Genomic DNA, 14652 nt, shown 5'->3' on the forward strand with positions numbered 1-14652 from the left:
CACGGGCAACGGGCAACGGGAGCACGGGCACGGGCGCCACCGCGAGAGCAGGCGTGGGCACGGACGCCACCGCCACCGCCACCGCAAGCACGAGCGCGGGCGCGGGCGGCACGACGAGCGCTGGGCGCCACGACGGGCGCCAACCGTCATCGCCAGCGCCAGCGCCCCCGTACCCCGACACGCACCGCGTCGGCGCGTCCTCCCCCACCGGCCCCGACCGCGCGCGGAAACTGCTGCGCATCGCCCTCACCGCCGCCGCCACCCGGCACCAGCCGCCAGGAGCCCGCCCCACATGACCGCGTACGCCGAACTCCGCGCCCAGCTGGACACCCTGGCCACCGAGGCCCACCGGCCCGAACTGGCCGACATCGACCGGCTGTCCACCCTCGACATCGCCCGCACCATGAACGCCGAGGACGCCACCGTCCCGGCCGCCGTAGCCGCCCGGCTGCCGCAGATCGCCGTCGCCATCGACGCGATCGCCCCCCGCATGACACGCGGCGGCCGCCTGATCCACGCGGGCGCCGGCACGGCCGGGCGCATCGGCGTACTCGACGCCAGCGAGTGCCCGCCCACCTTCAACACCGACCCGGCCCAGGTCATCGGCCTGATCGCGGGCGGCCCCTCCGCCATGCTCAAGGCCGTCGAAGGCGCCGAGGACTCCAAGGAGCTGGCCGCCGCGGACCTCGCCGCGCTCGCGCTGACCGCCGACGACACCGTCATCGGCATCTCCGCCTCCGGCCGCACCCCGTACGCGATCGGCGCGGTCGAGTACGCCCGTACGCGCGGCGCGCTCACCGTCGGCCTCTCCTGCAACCCCGGCTCCGCGCTCGCCGCGGCCGCCGAGCACGGCATCGAGGTGGTGACCGGCCCCGAGCTGCTGACCGGGTCCACCCGCCTGAAGGCCGGTACCGCGCAGAAGCTGGTGCTCAACCTGATCTCGACCATCACGATGATCCGCCTCGGCAAGACGTACGGAAATCTGATGGTCGACCTGCGCGCCTCCAACGAGAAGCTGCGCGCCCGCTCCCGCCGCATCGTCGCACTGGCGACCGGCGCGCCCGACGCCGAGATCGAGACCGCGCTCACCGCCACCGGCGGCGAGGTCAAGAACGCCATCCTCGTCATCCTCGCGGGCGTGGACGCCCCCACCGCGGCCGAGCTGCTCAGCACCTCACAGGGCCACCTGCGCGCCGCCCTCGCCGCCAAGAGCGCCACCACCACCTGACCCCTGGCCCCTGACCCCTGACCCCCCACGCAAGGCGAGAGACCACCATGGCCCCTGACAAGAACCGCGCCACCGCCGCCGCGATCCTTCCGCTGGTCGGCGGCCCGGACAACATCACCTCCATCGCGCACTGCATGACCCGCCTGCGCATCGGCCTGCGCGACCGCTCGCTGGTCCAGGACGAGGCGCTCAAGGCCGTCCCCGCGGTCATGGGCGTCGTGGACGACGAGACCTACCAGATCGTGCTGGGCCCGGGCACCGTCGCCCGCGTCACGCCCGAGTTCGAGGCACTGGTGGCGGAGCACCGCTCGCCGACGCCCCCAACCTCGCCCCCGCCCACGCCCACGCCCTCGCACTCCGTCACGGCGGAGGAACTCGCCGACCGGGGCGCCGCGTTGAAGGAGGCCCGGAAGGCCCGCAACGCCACCCCCGTCAAGCTGTTCCTGCGCCGCGTCGCGAACATCTTCGTCCCGCTGATCCCGGCGCTGATCGGCTGCGGCATCATCGCCGGCCTCGGCGGCGTCCTCGCCAACACGGGCTGGCTGCCGGCCGTCGTCCCCGCGCTCGCGGCCATGGCCTCGGGGTTCATGTCACTCATCGCCGTCTTCGTCGGCTACAACACCGCCAAGGAGTTCGGCGGCACGCCGATCCTCGGCGGCGCGGTCGCCGCCGTCATCGTCTTCCCCGGCGTCGCGAAGATCGACGCCTTCGGCCAGCACCTCTCCCCCGGCCAGGGCGGCGTCCTGGGCGCGCTGGCGGCCGCGTACCTCGCGGTCCGCGTCGAGAGGCTGTGCCGCAAGTGGGTCCCGGAGGCCGTGGACGCGCTGGTCACCCCCACCGTCACCGTCCTGGTCTCCGGCCTGGTCACCCTCTTCGGTCTGATGTTCGTCGCCGGTGAGGTCTCCGCCGCCATCGGCAGCTCCGCCACCTGGCTCCTCGCCAACGGCGGCGCCCTCGCGGGCCTGGTCCTGGGCGGCCTCTTCCTCCCGCTCGTCATGCTGGGCCTGCACCAGGCCCTGATCCCCATCCACACCACCCTGATCGAGCAGAACGGCTACACCGTCCTCCTCCCCATCCTCGCCATGGCGGGCGCGGGCCAGGTCGGCGCCGCGATCGCCGTCTACTGCCGCCTCCCGCACAACCGTTCCCTCCGTACGACCATCAAGTCGGCGCTCCCGGCCGGGTTCCTGGGCGTCGGCGAACCCCTGATCTACGGGGTCTCGCTTCCGCTGGGCCGCCCCTTCGTCACCGCCTGCGTCGGCGGCGCGGCGGGCGGGGCGTTCGTGGGCCTGTTCAACCAGCTGGGCGTGGCCTTCGGCTCGACGGCCATCGGCCCGTCGGGCTGGGCCCTGTTCCCGCTGCTGGACGGCAAGTCCGGAATGGGCCCCACCCTCGCGATCTACGCCGGCGGCCTGGCGGTCGGATACCTGGCGGGCTTCGCCGCGACCTACTTCTTCGGCTTCACCGGCCCCATGCTGACGGACCTCAACACCGACCCCGTCCCGACCTCGGCGACACCGACGACCGACCCGGACAAGGAACCGGCCCTGGCCTAACCCCTGGCGTAACCCCCGGCGGGCGGGGAGGCCGGACGCATGAAGCTCCCCGCCGCAGCCGTCACCGCCCCAAAACCCCTGGCCCGTTTCCGCACCTGTCAGACATGATCCACCGATGACCGAAGCGATACCCCCGGTGGTCCCGGCCGGCCGGATGAGCGCTGTCCCGCAGCCGGAGTTCGCCCTCCCCGGCGGGATGCACCTGCGTCCCTGGACCGTGGACGACGCCCCCGCGCTGGTCGAGGCCGGCCGCGACCCGGAGATCCAGCACTGGAACCGCCCGGGCCGGCTCACCCTGGCCGAGGCCGAAGACCGGATCGCCCGCTGGCACGGCCTCTGGCAGACCGAGGAGGCCGGGATCTGGGCCGTCGCCCCCGCCACCGGAGGCCCGGCCGTCGGCCTGATCGGCCTGGCCGACCTCGATCTACGGGACGGCAGCGGCGAGTTCCTCTACTGGTTGCTACCCGCCGGGCGCGGCAGCGGGATCACGGTGAAGGCCACGGACCGGATCCGCCGCTGGGCCTTCGAGGACGTGGGCCTGCACCGCCTGCGCATCACCCACTCCGTGGCCAACCCGGCCTCCTGCGCCATCGCGACGAAGGCCGGCTTCCCACTGGAAGGCACCATGCGCGGCGCCCTCCTCCACGCGGACGGCTGGCACGACGAACACCTCCACGCCCGCCTGCGCACCGACCCCGAGGACCTCGCGCCCCCTGCGGCAACCGCCTCGGCGCCGTAAGGTCAGGGGTTATCGACCGTGCCCGGGTCGATCTGTGCGCCGATGCCGTCGATGGCGCCGTCCGGTGCGAGCGTGACGCGGACAATGACGGGCTGGATGGGATGGGGCGGGACGATCGGAATGATGGGGTCCGGCGGAAAGATGTTGTAGAAGGTCGGGCGGAAGGTAAGCGGGCTGATCGGGCCCGGCGGGAAGGCGACCACGTCGGTGTCGCTGCCGACGAGGCGGTAGGTGTCGCCGCTGACCTGGCCGATGCCAGTGGTGCGGAGCAAGGTGCTGGTCACGCGGGCGGTGCCGCCGCCGCCCGGCTCGGTCTCGGTGACGACCCTGACGCGGATACTGCCGGTGACGTCGATCGGTTCCGAGCCGAAAGTTCTGAACGTGCCGCTGAGGGGCAGCACCACGGTCTGTCGGTGGAGGACCTGTGCGCGCTGGGCGGCGGCCGTGGTTGTGGTTGTGGGGATGACCAGGCCCAGCATGGCCAGAACGAGGCAGGCCTTCGTGACGGCGCGCGTGAGATGACCGCGCATGGGTGCTCCCATCGGTGAGGCGGGACCGCGTATCCACGCCCATCCCGCGGACGGAAGTCCAGCCTGTCCGGCCGACCGCCCACGTGTCGCGTCGGACAGGTCCGGACGGGTTCGGTTCTCACCCGCATGCCAGATGGGATGGTGAGGCGGTTGTCCGACGGACGCCTGCCGGGCCTGAGGGGCAGTCAGCTGCTCTGTCAGGGCGCGTTGACCCCGTTGGGGCAAGTGTCGCCGGTGATGCGGGTTGGGTCATTCGCAGAGGTCAGGATTCCGTCCTCGGGCCCACCACTGAGGGTGACGGTGTTGTTGACTGGTGATGTCCGGGCAGTCAACACTGGTGCCAATGCTTGCCTCAACGTTGTTGACCGCAGCGAACGTGAGTCCCTGCGGATACTGGTCCGTGATGCGCACTGTGCCGGTGGTTGCGGCGTCGCCGGTGTTGATGAACTCGAAGTGGTAGGTCCCCTGCCCTCCACGGACGAAGTTCCCCTCGTGGGACTTCGTCACGCTCATTTGGGCCTGGGCATATGCCGGGGTGGCCCCGGTGGTGAGCGGCAGGGCGATGCTCAGCCCGAGGACGGCTCCGAGGGCGGACATCCGTCGCCTCAGCGTATGCATGGACATGATCGGCTTCTCCCGTCGGGTGGTTCGCGCGGGACTCCTGGAAGTAGGGCAACGCACCGCGGACGCCGTCATCGCGGGGTGCGGCGGCCGTTTCACCCGTTCGCCCCGGCACCAGCGGAAGCATTCACCCCGCTGGTCGGCCCCGGCCGTTGCGAGGAGGGAGAAAGCGGCACTGAGGTTCACGCTCCGGCAGCCGCCCGCAGGAAGCGGACCAGGTCGTCCACGCTGTAGCCGAGTTTCGGGCCGCGCTCGGCGGCCATCAGCAGCAGCTGGCCCACGATCTCCGCGCCCCAGCCGTCCGTGCCGTCCGACGACCACTCCCACAGCTTCTCGATGCCGAGATCGGTCATGAGCAGCCCGTGCTCGGTCCGGATCTCGCCGCACAGGTCCGCGACCGCATCCAGCAGCCGCGCACCCGGCCGCTCGCAGCGCAGCCCGAAGTACCCGCCGACGTCCTCGACCACGCAGCCCTCCGGCGGCTCCGCCTTGAGCCCGTCGTAGCGTGGATCACCGAACTGCGGATACTCCTCCACCGGGCAGTGGATCAGCGTGAACCGCTGCCATCCCGGCGGCGGAGGCGGCTGCGGCCGCCAGGCCCTCAACCCGAAGGCCTCGTGCACCAGCGCGGTCGCCTCGTCCGCCGTGTCGGCCGACCTCGTCTCGCGTCGCTCACCGTCGTCCCCGACGGCGGTCCACAGCCCACTGCCCTCATCGCGCTGCACGCGCACGGAAAGTCCCATGTCCCCACGCTTCCACCCGCCACCGACAAGGGCCGTATCCAAACCACGCAGCTTCCACCCGAGTTCGAACCCGAACTCCGCCGCCGCGACCGCCTCGCTCACGCGCGCTCCCGCTCGTGGAGTACGGCGGCCAGCCGGAGCGCCGTGTCCAGGTTGCAGCGGCCGAGGTCCACGAGAGGCAGCCCGTACGTACCGGCGGCCGACACCCCGTCCACCCCCAGGGACGGAAAGACCACCCCCACCCCGGTCAGTGCTTCCTTCAACTGCTGCACGGCCCCCTCGGCCGCCTCCATCCGCTCCTGTGGCGTGAGCACCATGACATGTCACCTTTCTACGCTGCGTGTTCAGGTTCGACACACAGCGTGGCGACATCGTCGCTAGCCTTTCAAGCAGGCAGGTACAGCAACAAGTGCCGTTGCAACAGGAGTTGTCATGCCAGCACCCAAGAACCTCGACCCCTCCTCCTCACCCCGCGCCCTCCTCGGCGCAGAACTACGCGTGGCGCGCGAACGCGCCGGCCTCACCCAGGCCCGGCTGGGTGAGTTGCTCTTCGTGAGCGGCGCCTACATCGGCCAGTTCGAAGCAGGCACGCGGCGCATGCACCTCGACATCGCACGCCAGCTAGACAAAATCCTCCAAACGGACGGCTTCTTCGCTCGCAACTGTGGAGCCCTGGCCAAGTCCAAATACCCCGACCACTTCGCCGCAGCGGCCGAGGCTGAGGCCGAAGCCCTGACCATCCGGGAATACTCGCCTCTGGCACTACCTGGGATGCTCCAGCCGGAGGCGTATGCGCGAGAGGTCTTTCGCGCGTACCAACCGACCGCGACAGCAGACGTCATCGACGAACTGGTGAGGAACCGGCTGGACCGAGCCGCCCTGCTCACGCATCCAACAACGCCCATGCTGTGGTGCGTGTTGGACGAGAGCGTTCTTCGGCGGGTTGTGGGCGGAAGGATGGTGATGGCGGAGGCCCTGCGGCACATCGTCACTCTCATCCGCGCCTGCCGGATCGTCGTCCAGGTACTACCGTTCAGCGCAGGCGCCCACTCATCAATGGGCGGCACGCTGAAACTGCTGACCTTTGAGGACGCTCCCCCGCTCGCCTACGTTCAAGGCAACGCGATAGGAGTGCTGTTGGACGATCCGGCCACGGTCGCTCGGCACTCGCTGACCTACGATCTCCTCACGGCCAACGCGCTGTCACCGCGCAAGTCCCTGGCCTTGATCGAATCGGTGGCGGAGGATTACGAACATGACCAGCACGCCTGAGCGCGATCTGTCGGAAGCCATATGGCACAAGTCCAGCTATAGCGATGGCACTGGCGGCGACTGCCTGGAGATGGCCACCTGGCGGAAGTCCACCCACAGCGGCGGCAGCGGCGGCGACTGCCTCGAAGTAGCCGACGGCCACCCCAACCTCGTCCCCGTCCGCGACTCCAAGGTCCCGGACGGCCCGCACCTCACCTTCAACGGCCCCGCCTGGGCGGCGTTCGTCACCACCCTATGACCGGCCTGACCGAGAAGTAGACCGGCAGCCGGCCGCCCTCGTCCAGGTTGACGAACGTGTAGCCGGCGGGCTGGTCCGCGTATACCTCGAAGCGGCGGCCCAGCGGCACGTCGCGCAGGACGGTCGGCCGCTGCCCGGGCGCGCCCGAGTCGCCGTTCAGGTGCCAGAGGTACGTCCACCAGCGGTCCGAGGTCACCACATCGACCCCGCCCGCCCGGCCCGGCGCGATCCCCCGTACGTCGTGGCCGTCGAGCCCCGCGTGCCAGACGCGCCGGCCGTCGGTCAGCGAGTACGCCGACAGGCCCGGCTTCTTGCCCTGCCCGGACGCGATCAGCAGCCCGCCGACGGCCAGCGGGGTCGGCTGCGTCGGCAGGCCCGCCACCGAGCCGCGGGGCCGGCCGGTGTCGTCGAAGAGCAGTACCGAGCCGTCCGGGACCTGAACGGCGGCCGGGCGCACGGACAGCACCCGGCCGGTGCCGGCCAGCGGGCTCTCCCAGAGGGCGCGGCCCGTCACCGCGTCGAGCGCCCGCAGGCGGGGGCGGCCCGCGCAGTCCGCCACCGCCAGGATCCGGCCGTCGGCCCCGTCGAGGGCCGTGACGCGGCAGTCCGTACCGAGTGGGGCGCGCCAGCGTTCGGTGCCCGAGGTCAGGTCGAGGCCGAGCAGGGCGGCTTCGTCCAGCACCACCGCCGTACCGTCCACGGCGACCGGCGGGACTCCGCCGGCCGGGGACAGGTCCCGGCCCCACAGACGCCCGCCCGAGGACCGCAGGTCCACGGCCTCGACCCGGGCCCCGCACGCGCCCGCCGCGTCCCGCCCGTACGCGACGAGTCCCGTGAACGCGGGCGTGGTGCGGCTCAGCGCGCAGACCGAAGTGCCCTCCGGGGCGCGCAGGGTGCCACCGGAGCGGCCCTCGCCGTTGAAGAGGAACAGGGCGTCCGACCTGGCCCGGACCATGCCCGTCGGCCCGAGCGACCAGGCGTCGAGCGGGCGGGCGGTGGCCGGCCGGTCGGGCGCGTACCAGGTCCAGGCGTACGCGTGCGGGCCGCGCATCCACTCGAAGCCCAGCCAGCCCGGCCACAGGGCGGCCAGCGCGACGAGAACGGCGACGGCCTTGGCCGGCCCGCCGAAGCGGGTGACGCGCGGCCCAGACGCTGCCGACCGGGTGCCCGCCGCCACCGTGGCGATCGCGAGCAGCGGCAGGACCATCAGCAGCCATCCCAGACCCCGCGGCCAACCGTGGGCGTGGGCATGGGCGTCGAGCGCCAGTTTCGCGGTGAGTACTCCGTACAGCACCACCACGCCGGCCAGGGCCGAGGCGAGCACGAGCGACAGGTGCGCGGTGATCCGCCCGCGCGGCGGTGTCGGCTGTTCCATGATCCCCCCAGCCGCAGGGTAACGGCCGCGCCGTCGCGTGCGTGTCAGAGGCCCGCGCCGCCCGTGGCGTCCACGACGCGGCCCGTGACCCGGCGCGCCGCGTCGGAGGCGAGGAAGCCGACGATGTCGGCGACGTCGGCGACGTCGGCGACGTCCTCGGGATTGCCCACCCGGCCGAGCGCCGCCAGCGAGGCCGCGTACGCCTGCGCCTCGGCGTTGTCGCGCAGCCAGCCGGCGTTGACATCGGTGTCGACGATTCCGGGCGCGACCGAGTTGACGGTGATGCCGCGCGGGCCGAGCACCTTCGCGAGGTTCAGGGTCAGGATGTCGAGGGCCGCCTTGGTGGGCCCGTACGCGATCCCGTCGGGCATGGCGATCCGTGCGGCGCCGCTGGAGACGTTGACGATCCGGCCGCCGTCGCGCAGCCGGCCGAGGCCGAGGCCTTCCTGGACCAGGAAGAAGGGGGCCCGGACGTTGACGGCGAAGACCCGGTCGAAGCCCTCCTCGGAGACCGAGCCGAGGGGGGCGGGCAGGCCGATCCCGGCGTTGTTGACGAGGATGTCGACTCCGCCCAGCCCCAGCGCGTCGTACGTCTCCCAGAGCGCGGCGGCGTCCCCGTGCCGGCCGAGCTCCGCCCGGAGCGCGTGGGCCCGGCCGCCGTTCTCGCCGATCCGCTCCACCGTGCGGCGGGCGGCCTTCTCGTCGTTCGCGTAGGTCAGCACGACGGTCACGCCGTCCGCCGCGAGCCGCTCGGCGACGGCCCGGCCGATGCCGCGGCTGCCACCTGAATTGCCGGCTACCCCCTGGCGGCCTCGATGAAGGCGCGGATCAGCTCGGGCGACTTCACGCCGCGTTCCCGCTCCACCCCGCTGGACACGTCCACGCCCCACGCCCCGGTCGTCCCGACGGCCTCCCGCACGTTCCCCGGCGTGAGCCCGCCCGCCAGCAGCCAGCGGCCCTCCGGCGCGGTGAACTCCGCGGACCCCCAGTTCCACGGCTTGCCGGAGCCCGGCTCCGGGGCGTCGATCAGCAGCAGGTCCTCCCCGTACTCCCCGCAGCGCTCAGCGTGCTCGGCGGTGGCCCGCAGCAGCGTCCGGCCCTCGGCGCGCAGCGCCGCGAAGTCCTCGGGGCCCTCCTCGCCGTGCAGCTGCACCCCGCGTACGCCGCTCTCCTCGGTCAGTCGCCGGACCTCCTCGACGGACTGCCCGCGGAACACCCCGACGGTCAGCACCCCGGCCGGCACCCTCGCGGCCAGCTCCCGCGCCTCGGCGGCCCCGATGGTCCGCGGGCTGCCGGGCGCGAAGACGAACCCGACGGCATCGGCCCCGGCCGCCACGGCCACGTCGACGTCGTGGGCCGTCTTGAGCCCGCAGATCTTGATGAACACGCTCGTCCCGTCCGTCATACCAGCAGTCAACCAAACCCGGAGCGATTCCCGGCGATACGCCCCATCAGTCAGGCACGGGAGCCCACCCGCCATTAGCCTGGGACGAGGCACACATTCAGGGCACAGCATGCCATCCGGAGGACGACGGTGACGATCATGACCGAGCGGGCCACACCCATAGAGGCGCCCCTGTCGCCGCCGACATTCGAGAGCCTCCTGCGCACCGTCGAGGAGATGAACACGCCTGACGGCTTCAAGGCCGAGCTCATCCGGGGGAAGATCGTCGTGTCACCGTGGTCCAAGCTGCGCTACTCCCGTCCCATGCGTGTACTGCGTGAGCAGCTGCAGGCCCACGTTCCCACGGGACACTTCGCGGATACCTCCCCCTTCCTCTTCCAGTTCCCGGCGGCGGAGCGCGGCTACGGACCGGACCTGTACGTCGCGGACGAGTCCGCCTTCGACGAGGAAGGCCGTCACGCGGACGGCGAGGCACTGTCCCTGGTGGGCGAGTTCACGTCCGTCTCCACGAAGGACGCGGACTGGAACGAGAAGCTCGACGTGTACGGCCGGCTCGTCCCGGTCTATCTGGTGGTGGACATGCGGGATTCGGAGATCACCTGCTTCTCCGATCCTTCCCCGCACGGGTACCGCTCCCGCAAAACGGTGGCCTTCGGAGAGGCCCTGCCCATCCCCGAGCCGTTCGACTTCACGCTCGACACCTCCGGGTTCGGAGGCTGAGGCCCCGGCCTTCGGAAACCGGTTCGGTCGTACCGGGTCGCCGCCGCAGAATGGCCGCATGGACGACAACGGGGTGGACATCACCACAGGCGGCCCGGACACCGAACTCGACGCGCGGCTGAGCAAGGAGCTCGACGCGTTCAACCTGGCGGCGACGGCCGGGCACGAGCAGTCCGAGTTCACCGTACGGATCACGGACGCGGACGGCGCGCTGGTCGCCGGACTCAGCGGCTGGAGCTGGGGCGACCGCGCGGGCATCGAGATGACCTGGGTCCGCGAGGACAGCCGGCGCGGCGGCTGGGGCGGGAAGCTGCTGGCGGCGGCCGAGGAGGAGGCCCGCCGGCGGGGCTGCCGCTCGATCCTCGTGTCCTCCTTCACCTTCCAGGCCCCGGCCTTCTACGCCCGCCACGGCTACGAGGAGACCGCCCGCGTCCCGGGATTCCCGGCCGGCCACGAGGACGTCTACTTCCTCAAGCGGCTCTGACGGAACGCCAGGAACGCCGGGAACACCAGGAACGCCCGACGGCGGCCGGTCAACCAGGTCACGCGGGAGCGTCGACGGCCAGTCCCGCATCCCGGGCGGCGTCCGCCAACCGCTTGTCGTAGGTGACGAACGAGGTCAGCCGCGCGCCAAGGCTGAGCGCCGTCGCCAGGTGGATGGCATCGAGGCTGCGAACGGTGGCCGGCCGCACGGTCTCGGCGAGGATGCGGATGCTGGGGTCGAGGTCGACCAGGTCGATCAGGTCCAGGACGAGATGGAGACGCACGGCGGACTGCGGTGCGTATCGGGCCAGCGCTCTGAAGGACTCCACCTCCACCAGGACCGAGCTGACCCATCCGGTCTCGGCCCTCTCGTCGAGCCAGTCGCGCAATGCCTGCGACTCGGATTCGGCGTGGACCAGTTTCACGACCGCGGCGGAGTCGAGGTAGATCATCAGCGCTCTTCCTCGCGGCTCCGGGAAAGCTCCGCCGCGATGTCGATGCCGTCAGGTTCGCCCAACGGCATGCGCAGCACCGCGCGCCGCAGCGCTGCCGCGCGCTCCTTGCGCAGGGCCGCCTCCAGCACGGCCGCTCTTATGGCCGCGGAACGGGAGCTGCCGTCCTGCGTGAGGACGGTAAGGGCGTGCTCGGTCTCCGAGTCGGTGCGGATCGTCACGGTGTCAGCCATGACAGACAGCGTAAGACAAAACGTCTTACGCCGCCAGTGGTTCCGTGGAAACGCCCGAGGGCGGCACCCCCGCAGGGGTGCCGCCCTCGTTCGAGAACAGCCGATCAACCAGAGGCCGGAGCCAGAGGTCGATCAGAAGTCCATGTCACCGCCCGGCATGCCGCCCGGGGCGCCGGCGCCGGCCTTCTCGGGCTTGTCGGCGATGACGGCCTCGGTGGTGAGGAAGAGGGCCGCGATGGACGCCGCGTTCTGCAGCGCGGAGCGCGTGACCTTCGCCGGGTCGATGATGCCCTCGGCGATCATGTCCACGTACTCGCCGGTCGCGGCGTTCAGGCCCCAGCCAACCTGGAGGTTGCGGACCTTCTCCACGACGACGCCACCCTCGAGACCACCGTTGACGGCGATCTGCTTGAGCGGGGCCTCCAGGGCGAGCTTCACGGCGTTGGCGCCGGTCGCCTCGTCACCCGACAGGTCGAGCTTCTCGAAGACCGCGGAGGCCTGGAGCAGGGCCACGCCACCACCGGCGACGATGCCCTCCTCGACGGCCGCCTTCGCGTTGCGAACGGCGTCCTCGATGCGGTGCTTGCGCTCCTTGAGCTCGACCTCGGTCGCGGCGCCGGCCTTGATGACGGCCACGCCGCCGGCCAGCTTCGCGAGGCGCTCCTGGAGCTTCTCGCGGTCGTAGTCCGAGTCGGAGTTCTCGATCTCGGCGCGGATCTGGTTGACGCGACCCTGAACCTGGTCGCTGTCACCGGCACCGTCGACGATCGTGGTCTCGTCCTTGGTGATGACGACCTTGCGGGCGCGGCCGAGCAGGTCGAGGCCCGCGTTCTCCAGCTTGAGGCCGACCTCCTCGGAGACGACCGTGCCGCCCGTGAGGATGGCGATGTCGCCGAGCATGGCCTTGCGGCGGTCGCCGAAGCCCGGGGCCTTGACGGCGACGGACTTGAAGGTGCCGCGGATCTTGTTGACGACCAGGGTCGACAGGGCCTCGCCCTCGACGTCCTCGGCGATGATCAGCAGCGGCTTGCCGGACTGCATGACCTTCTCCAGGAGCGGCAGCAGGTCCTTGACCGAGCCGATCTTGGAGTTGACGATCAGGATGTACGGGTCGTCGAGCGACGCCTCCATACGCTCCATGTCGGTGGCGAAGTACGCCGAGATGTAGCCCTTGTCGAAGCGCATGCCCTCGGTGAGCTCAAGCTCCAGACCGAAGGTCTGGGACTCCTCGACGGTGATGACGCCTTCCTTGCCGACCTTGTCCATGGCCTCGGCGATGAGCTCGCCGATCTGGGTGTCAGCGGCGGAGATGGAGGCCGTGGAAGCGATCTGCTCCTTGGTCTCGACATCCTTCGCCTGCTCCAGCAGGGCGCCGGAGACGGCCTCGACGGCCTTCTCGATGCCACGCTTGAGGGCCATCGGGTTGGCGCCGGCCGCCACGTTGCGCAGGCCCTCGCGGACGAGCGCCTGGGCGAGAACGGTGGCGGTGGTCGTACCGTCGCCGGCGACGTCGTCCGTCTTCTTGGCGACTTCCTTGACCAGCTCGGCGCCGATCTTCTCGAACGGGTCCTCGAGCTCGATCTCCTTGGCGATGGAGACACCATCGTTGGTGATCGTGGGGGCGCCCCACTTCTTCTCAAGGACGACGTTGCGACCCTTGGGGCCAAGGGTGACCTTGACGGCGTCGGCGAGCTGGTTCATCCCACGCTCGAGACCGCGCCGGGCCTCCTCGTCGAACGCAATGATCTTGGCCATCTGAAGTGGTCCTCCAGGACTGGGGTTCCCCCTACGCCACCAGGCGTGAGGGGGAGGCTGGATTGCTCCGGACCGCGCCCGCGCCCGCGACGGACGGCCTGCGTGCCCGGCGGTTCCTTCCCGCCGGACCCTGAGGGCCTCACCGACCCGGTCCTCGTCTAGTAGCACTCTCACCCGGAGAGTGCTAACGCCAATGATTAGCACTCGACCCCTCCGAGTGCAAGCGGCTTCGGGCAACGCCCGGCCACCGAGACGGCCACCGGGACGACACGAGGGGCCCACATCCCGTGTCCGGGATGTGGGCCCCTCGTATGTGTCAACCGAGACCGGTCGCGTCGGTGGTCGATCGCGCTCGGACTACTCGTCTAGCCGGCGGCGAGCTTGACCATGTCCGCCTGCGGACCCTTCTGGCCCTGCGAGATCTCGAACTCGACCCGCTGACCCTCTTCAAGGGTGCGGTACCCGTCCATCTGGATGGCGCTGTAGTGGACGAACACATCCGCACCACCGTCGACCGCGATGAAGCCGTAGCCCTTCTCCGCGTTGAACCACTTGACGGTGCCCTGAGCCATGCCTAACTCCCCTATTACTGGCCCTTGCGCAGGACCGCACTTCGCGGACCCGGGTCAGAACTTGCGCCGGAACGCCTCGACCGGGGCTGAATGTATCCGCACCGCTGCTGTCTGCAACAGGTCAATCCGACGAGAAATCCGGACACGGAGATAGATTGAAATAGAGTGAAAATTTGGCATATCCCAGGGCAACTCGGGCCCGGCATATCTCGCCAAAGCCCCATACCGCTTCCGCACATTGACTCAATGTCAACCCTCACGCGGCCCGCTCATATGCGGCGGGCAAGAACAACGGAGGGGACTTCCCCAACTCTACCGCGCCCAACCAAGCAGAATTGCCCCCTCCGTTTATTAACGGAGGGGGCAATTTCGTTTACGCGTGCCACCTGGAGAGGCTTCAAGCGGCCGCCAGGGGCTGTCGTCAGCCGCCGGCCACGGCGGGGATGATCGACACGCCGGCGCCGTCCGGCGTCACCGCCTCCAGCCCGCCCTCGAAGCGCACGTCGTCGTCGTTGACGTAGACGTTCACGAAGCGGCGCAGCTTGCCCTGGTCGTCCAGGACGCGCGCGGCGATGCCCGGGTGGTTCTGCTCCAGGGACGCGATGACCTGGGCCAGGGTCGCGCCCTCGGCCTTCACCTCGGCGGCGCCGCCGGTGTAGGTGCGCAGGATGGTGGGGATGCGGACGTTGACGCTCATGGCGCTACTGCCTTTCCGGTTGAGCGGGAGGTG

At 70.7% G+C, this 14652-nt stretch carries 19 protein-coding genes; 7 read left to right on the forward strand and 12 right to left on the reverse strand.

Going from position 1 to position 14652, the window contains the following annotated elements; translation table 11 throughout:
• The first annotated feature begins 292 nt into the window (after positions 1–292).
• From murQ to MTF65_RS25390, 3 genes are all read left to right on the forward strand, one after another.
• Positions 293–1228, forward strand: coding sequence for an N-acetylmuramic acid 6-phosphate etherase (gene murQ, locus MTF65_RS25380; RefSeq protein WP_243631262.1), 936 nt, complete (start codon positions 293–295; stop codon positions 1226–1228).
• Positions 1229–1275: 47 nt separating this feature from the next.
• Positions 1276–2784 carry a PTS transporter subunit EIIC gene (locus MTF65_RS25385; protein ID WP_243631263.1) on the forward strand — a complete coding sequence of 503 codons (1509 nt, stop codon included), beginning with the start codon at positions 1276–1278 and terminating at the stop codon, positions 2782–2784.
• 115 nt (positions 2785–2899) lie between these two features.
• Positions 2900–3523, forward strand: a complete 624-nt coding sequence (locus MTF65_RS25390; RefSeq protein ID WP_243631264.1) for a GNAT family N-acetyltransferase — start codon at positions 2900–2902, stop codon at positions 3521–3523.
• A 2-nt stretch (positions 3524–3525) separates the two neighbouring features.
• On the opposite strand, the gene MTF65_RS25395 is transcribed toward MTF65_RS25390, so the two are convergent.
• The 4 genes from MTF65_RS25395 to MTF65_RS25410 all read right to left on the reverse strand — a co-directional run bounded on the left by MTF65_RS25395 (position 3526) and on the right by MTF65_RS25410 (position 5734).
• Positions 3526–4053: a hypothetical protein gene (locus tag MTF65_RS25395; protein ID WP_243631265.1), complete on the reverse strand. Its 528-nt coding sequence runs from the start codon at positions 4051–4053 to the stop codon at positions 3526–3528.
• A gap of 249 nt (positions 4054–4302) precedes the next feature.
• On the reverse strand, positions 4303–4677 hold the full coding sequence (locus tag MTF65_RS25400; RefSeq protein ID WP_243631266.1) for a hypothetical protein: 375 nt from the start codon (positions 4675–4677) through the stop codon (positions 4303–4305).
• 179 nt (positions 4678–4856) lie between these two features.
• A complete protein-coding gene (locus MTF65_RS25405; protein WP_243631267.1) occupies positions 4857–5417 on the reverse strand; it encodes a hypothetical protein in 561 nt (186 codons plus the stop codon).
• Between the two features lie 98 nt (positions 5418–5515).
• The gene (locus tag MTF65_RS25410) at positions 5516–5734 is read right to left on the reverse strand and encodes a hypothetical protein (RefSeq protein ID WP_243631268.1); all 219 of its coding nucleotides are present in this window, start codon (positions 5732–5734) and stop codon (positions 5516–5518) included.
• Positions 5735–5849: 115 nt separating this feature from the next.
• Here MTF65_RS25410 and MTF65_RS25415 point away from each other — a divergent pair, with 115 nt between their 5' ends.
• On the forward strand, positions 5850–6689 hold the full coding sequence (locus MTF65_RS25415) for a helix-turn-helix transcriptional regulator (RefSeq protein ID WP_243631269.1): 840 nt from the start codon (positions 5850–5852) through the stop codon (positions 6687–6689).
• Entirely contained in the window at positions 6673–6927 is a 255-nt protein-coding gene (locus MTF65_RS25420) for a DUF397 domain-containing protein (protein ID WP_243631270.1), read from the forward strand. The genes MTF65_RS25415 and MTF65_RS25420 overlap by 17 nt, the downstream gene beginning before the upstream one ends.
• Here MTF65_RS25420 and MTF65_RS25425 read toward each other — a convergent pair.
• Genes MTF65_RS25425 through MTF65_RS25435 form a run of 3 tightly spaced genes read right to left on the reverse strand, consistent with a single transcriptional unit; the run spans position 6914 to position 9707 of the window.
• Complete coding sequence (locus tag MTF65_RS25425) at positions 6914–8302, reverse strand: PQQ-binding-like beta-propeller repeat protein (RefSeq protein ID WP_243631271.1); 1389 nt, start codon at positions 8300–8302, stop codon at positions 6914–6916. The genes MTF65_RS25420 and MTF65_RS25425 overlap by 14 nt on opposite strands.
• A 44-nt stretch (positions 8303–8346) precedes the next feature.
• Entirely contained in the window at positions 8347–9192 is an 846-nt protein-coding gene (locus MTF65_RS25430) for an SDR family NAD(P)-dependent oxidoreductase (RefSeq protein ID WP_374207297.1), read from the reverse strand.
• On the reverse strand, positions 9099–9707 hold the full coding sequence (locus MTF65_RS25435) for a phosphoribosylanthranilate isomerase (protein WP_243631272.1): 609 nt from the start codon (positions 9705–9707) through the stop codon (positions 9099–9101). The genes MTF65_RS25430 and MTF65_RS25435 overlap by 94 nt, the downstream gene beginning before the upstream one ends.
• Before the next feature lie 138 nt (positions 9708–9845).
• On the opposite strand from MTF65_RS25435, the gene MTF65_RS25440 reads away from it, so the two are divergent.
• The gene (locus MTF65_RS25440) at positions 9846–10427 is read left to right on the forward strand and encodes a Uma2 family endonuclease (protein WP_243631383.1); all 582 of its coding nucleotides are present in this window, start codon (positions 9846–9848) and stop codon (positions 10425–10427) included.
• Between the two features lie 58 nt (positions 10428–10485).
• A complete protein-coding gene (locus MTF65_RS25445; protein ID WP_243631273.1) occupies positions 10486–10911 on the forward strand; it encodes an N-acetyltransferase in 426 nt (141 codons plus the stop codon).
• A 58-nt stretch (positions 10912–10969) separates the two neighbouring features.
• Here the strand turns inward: MTF65_RS25445 and MTF65_RS25450 are convergent, their stop codons facing one another.
• The 5 genes from MTF65_RS25450 to MTF65_RS25470 all read right to left on the reverse strand — a co-directional run bounded on the left by MTF65_RS25450 (position 10970) and on the right by MTF65_RS25470 (position 14619).
• A complete protein-coding gene (locus MTF65_RS25450; protein ID WP_243631274.1) occupies positions 10970–11362 on the reverse strand; it encodes a type II toxin-antitoxin system VapC family toxin in 393 nt (130 codons plus the stop codon).
• Positions 11362–11595 (reverse strand): hypothetical protein, encoded by a 234-nt coding sequence (locus tag MTF65_RS25455; protein WP_243631275.1) that lies wholly within the window; start codon positions 11593–11595, stop codon positions 11362–11364. The genes MTF65_RS25450 and MTF65_RS25455 overlap by 1 nt, the downstream gene beginning before the upstream one ends.
• 132 nt (positions 11596–11727) lie before the next feature.
• Positions 11728–13350, reverse strand: a complete 1623-nt coding sequence (gene groL, locus MTF65_RS25460; RefSeq protein WP_243631276.1) for a chaperonin GroEL — start codon at positions 13348–13350, stop codon at positions 11728–11730.
• A gap of 365 nt (positions 13351–13715) precedes the next feature.
• A complete protein-coding gene (locus tag MTF65_RS25465) occupies positions 13716–13922 on the reverse strand; it encodes a cold-shock protein (protein ID WP_008743607.1) in 207 nt (68 codons plus the stop codon).
• Positions 13923–14343: 421 nt separating this feature from the next.
• A complete protein-coding gene (locus MTF65_RS25470) occupies positions 14344–14619 on the reverse strand; it encodes a MoaD/ThiS family protein (RefSeq protein WP_243631277.1) in 276 nt (91 codons plus the stop codon).
• Positions 14620–14652: the final 33 nt, after the last annotated feature.

This window comes from Streptomyces sp. APSN-46.1 (assembly GCF_022815725.1).
Taxonomy (GTDB): Bacteria; Actinomycetota; Actinomycetes; order Streptomycetales; family Streptomycetaceae; genus Streptomyces.

Bases quoted from the DNA above. Each gene is read 5' to 3' on its own strand.
- murQ (WP_243631262.1), top strand. From the start codon at position 293: ATGACCGCGTACGCCGAACTCCGCGCCCAGCTGGACACCCTGGCCACC.
- MTF65_RS25385 (WP_243631263.1), top strand. From the start codon at position 1,276: ATGGCCCCTGACAAGAACCGCGCCACCGCCGCCGCGATCCTTCCGCTG.
- MTF65_RS25390 (WP_243631264.1), top strand. From the start codon at position 2,900: ATGACCGAAGCGATACCCCCGGTGGTCCCGGCCGGCCGGATGAGCGCT.
- MTF65_RS25395 (WP_243631265.1), bottom strand. From the start codon at position 4,053: ATGCGCGGTCATCTCACGCGCGCCGTCACGAAGGCCTGCCTCGTTCTG.
- MTF65_RS25400 (WP_243631266.1), bottom strand. From the start codon at position 4,677: ATGTCCATGCATACGCTGAGGCGACGGATGTCCGCCCTCGGAGCCGTC.
- MTF65_RS25405 (WP_243631267.1), bottom strand. From the start codon at position 5,417: ATGGGACTTTCCGTGCGCGTGCAGCGCGATGAGGGCAGTGGGCTGTGG.
- MTF65_RS25410 (WP_243631268.1), bottom strand. From the start codon at position 5,734: ATGGTGCTCACGCCACAGGAGCGGATGGAGGCGGCCGAGGGGGCCGTG.
- MTF65_RS25415 (WP_243631269.1), top strand. From the start codon at position 5,850: ATGCCAGCACCCAAGAACCTCGACCCCTCCTCCTCACCCCGCGCCCTC.
- MTF65_RS25420 (WP_243631270.1), top strand. From the start codon at position 6,673: ATGACCAGCACGCCTGAGCGCGATCTGTCGGAAGCCATATGGCACAAG.
- MTF65_RS25425 (WP_243631271.1), bottom strand. From the start codon at position 8,302: ATGGAACAGCCGACACCGCCGCGCGGGCGGATCACCGCGCACCTGTCG.
- MTF65_RS25435 (WP_243631272.1), bottom strand. From the start codon at position 9,707: ATGACGGACGGGACGAGCGTGTTCATCAAGATCTGCGGGCTCAAGACG.
- MTF65_RS25440 (WP_243631383.1), top strand. From the start codon at position 9,846: ATGACCGAGCGGGCCACACCCATAGAGGCGCCCCTGTCGCCGCCGACA.
- MTF65_RS25445 (WP_243631273.1), top strand. From the start codon at position 10,486: ATGGACGACAACGGGGTGGACATCACCACAGGCGGCCCGGACACCGAA.
- MTF65_RS25450 (WP_243631274.1), bottom strand. From the start codon at position 11,362: ATGATCTACCTCGACTCCGCCGCGGTCGTGAAACTGGTCCACGCCGAA.
- MTF65_RS25455 (WP_243631275.1), bottom strand. From the start codon at position 11,595: ATGGCTGACACCGTGACGATCCGCACCGACTCGGAGACCGAGCACGCC.
- groL (WP_243631276.1), bottom strand. From the start codon at position 13,350: ATGGCCAAGATCATTGCGTTCGACGAGGAGGCCCGGCGCGGTCTCGAG.
- MTF65_RS25465 (WP_008743607.1), bottom strand. From the start codon at position 13,922: ATGGCTCAGGGCACCGTCAAGTGGTTCAACGCGGAGAAGGGCTACGGC.
- MTF65_RS25470 (WP_243631277.1), bottom strand. From the start codon at position 14,619: ATGAGCGTCAACGTCCGCATCCCCACCATCCTGCGCACCTACACCGGC.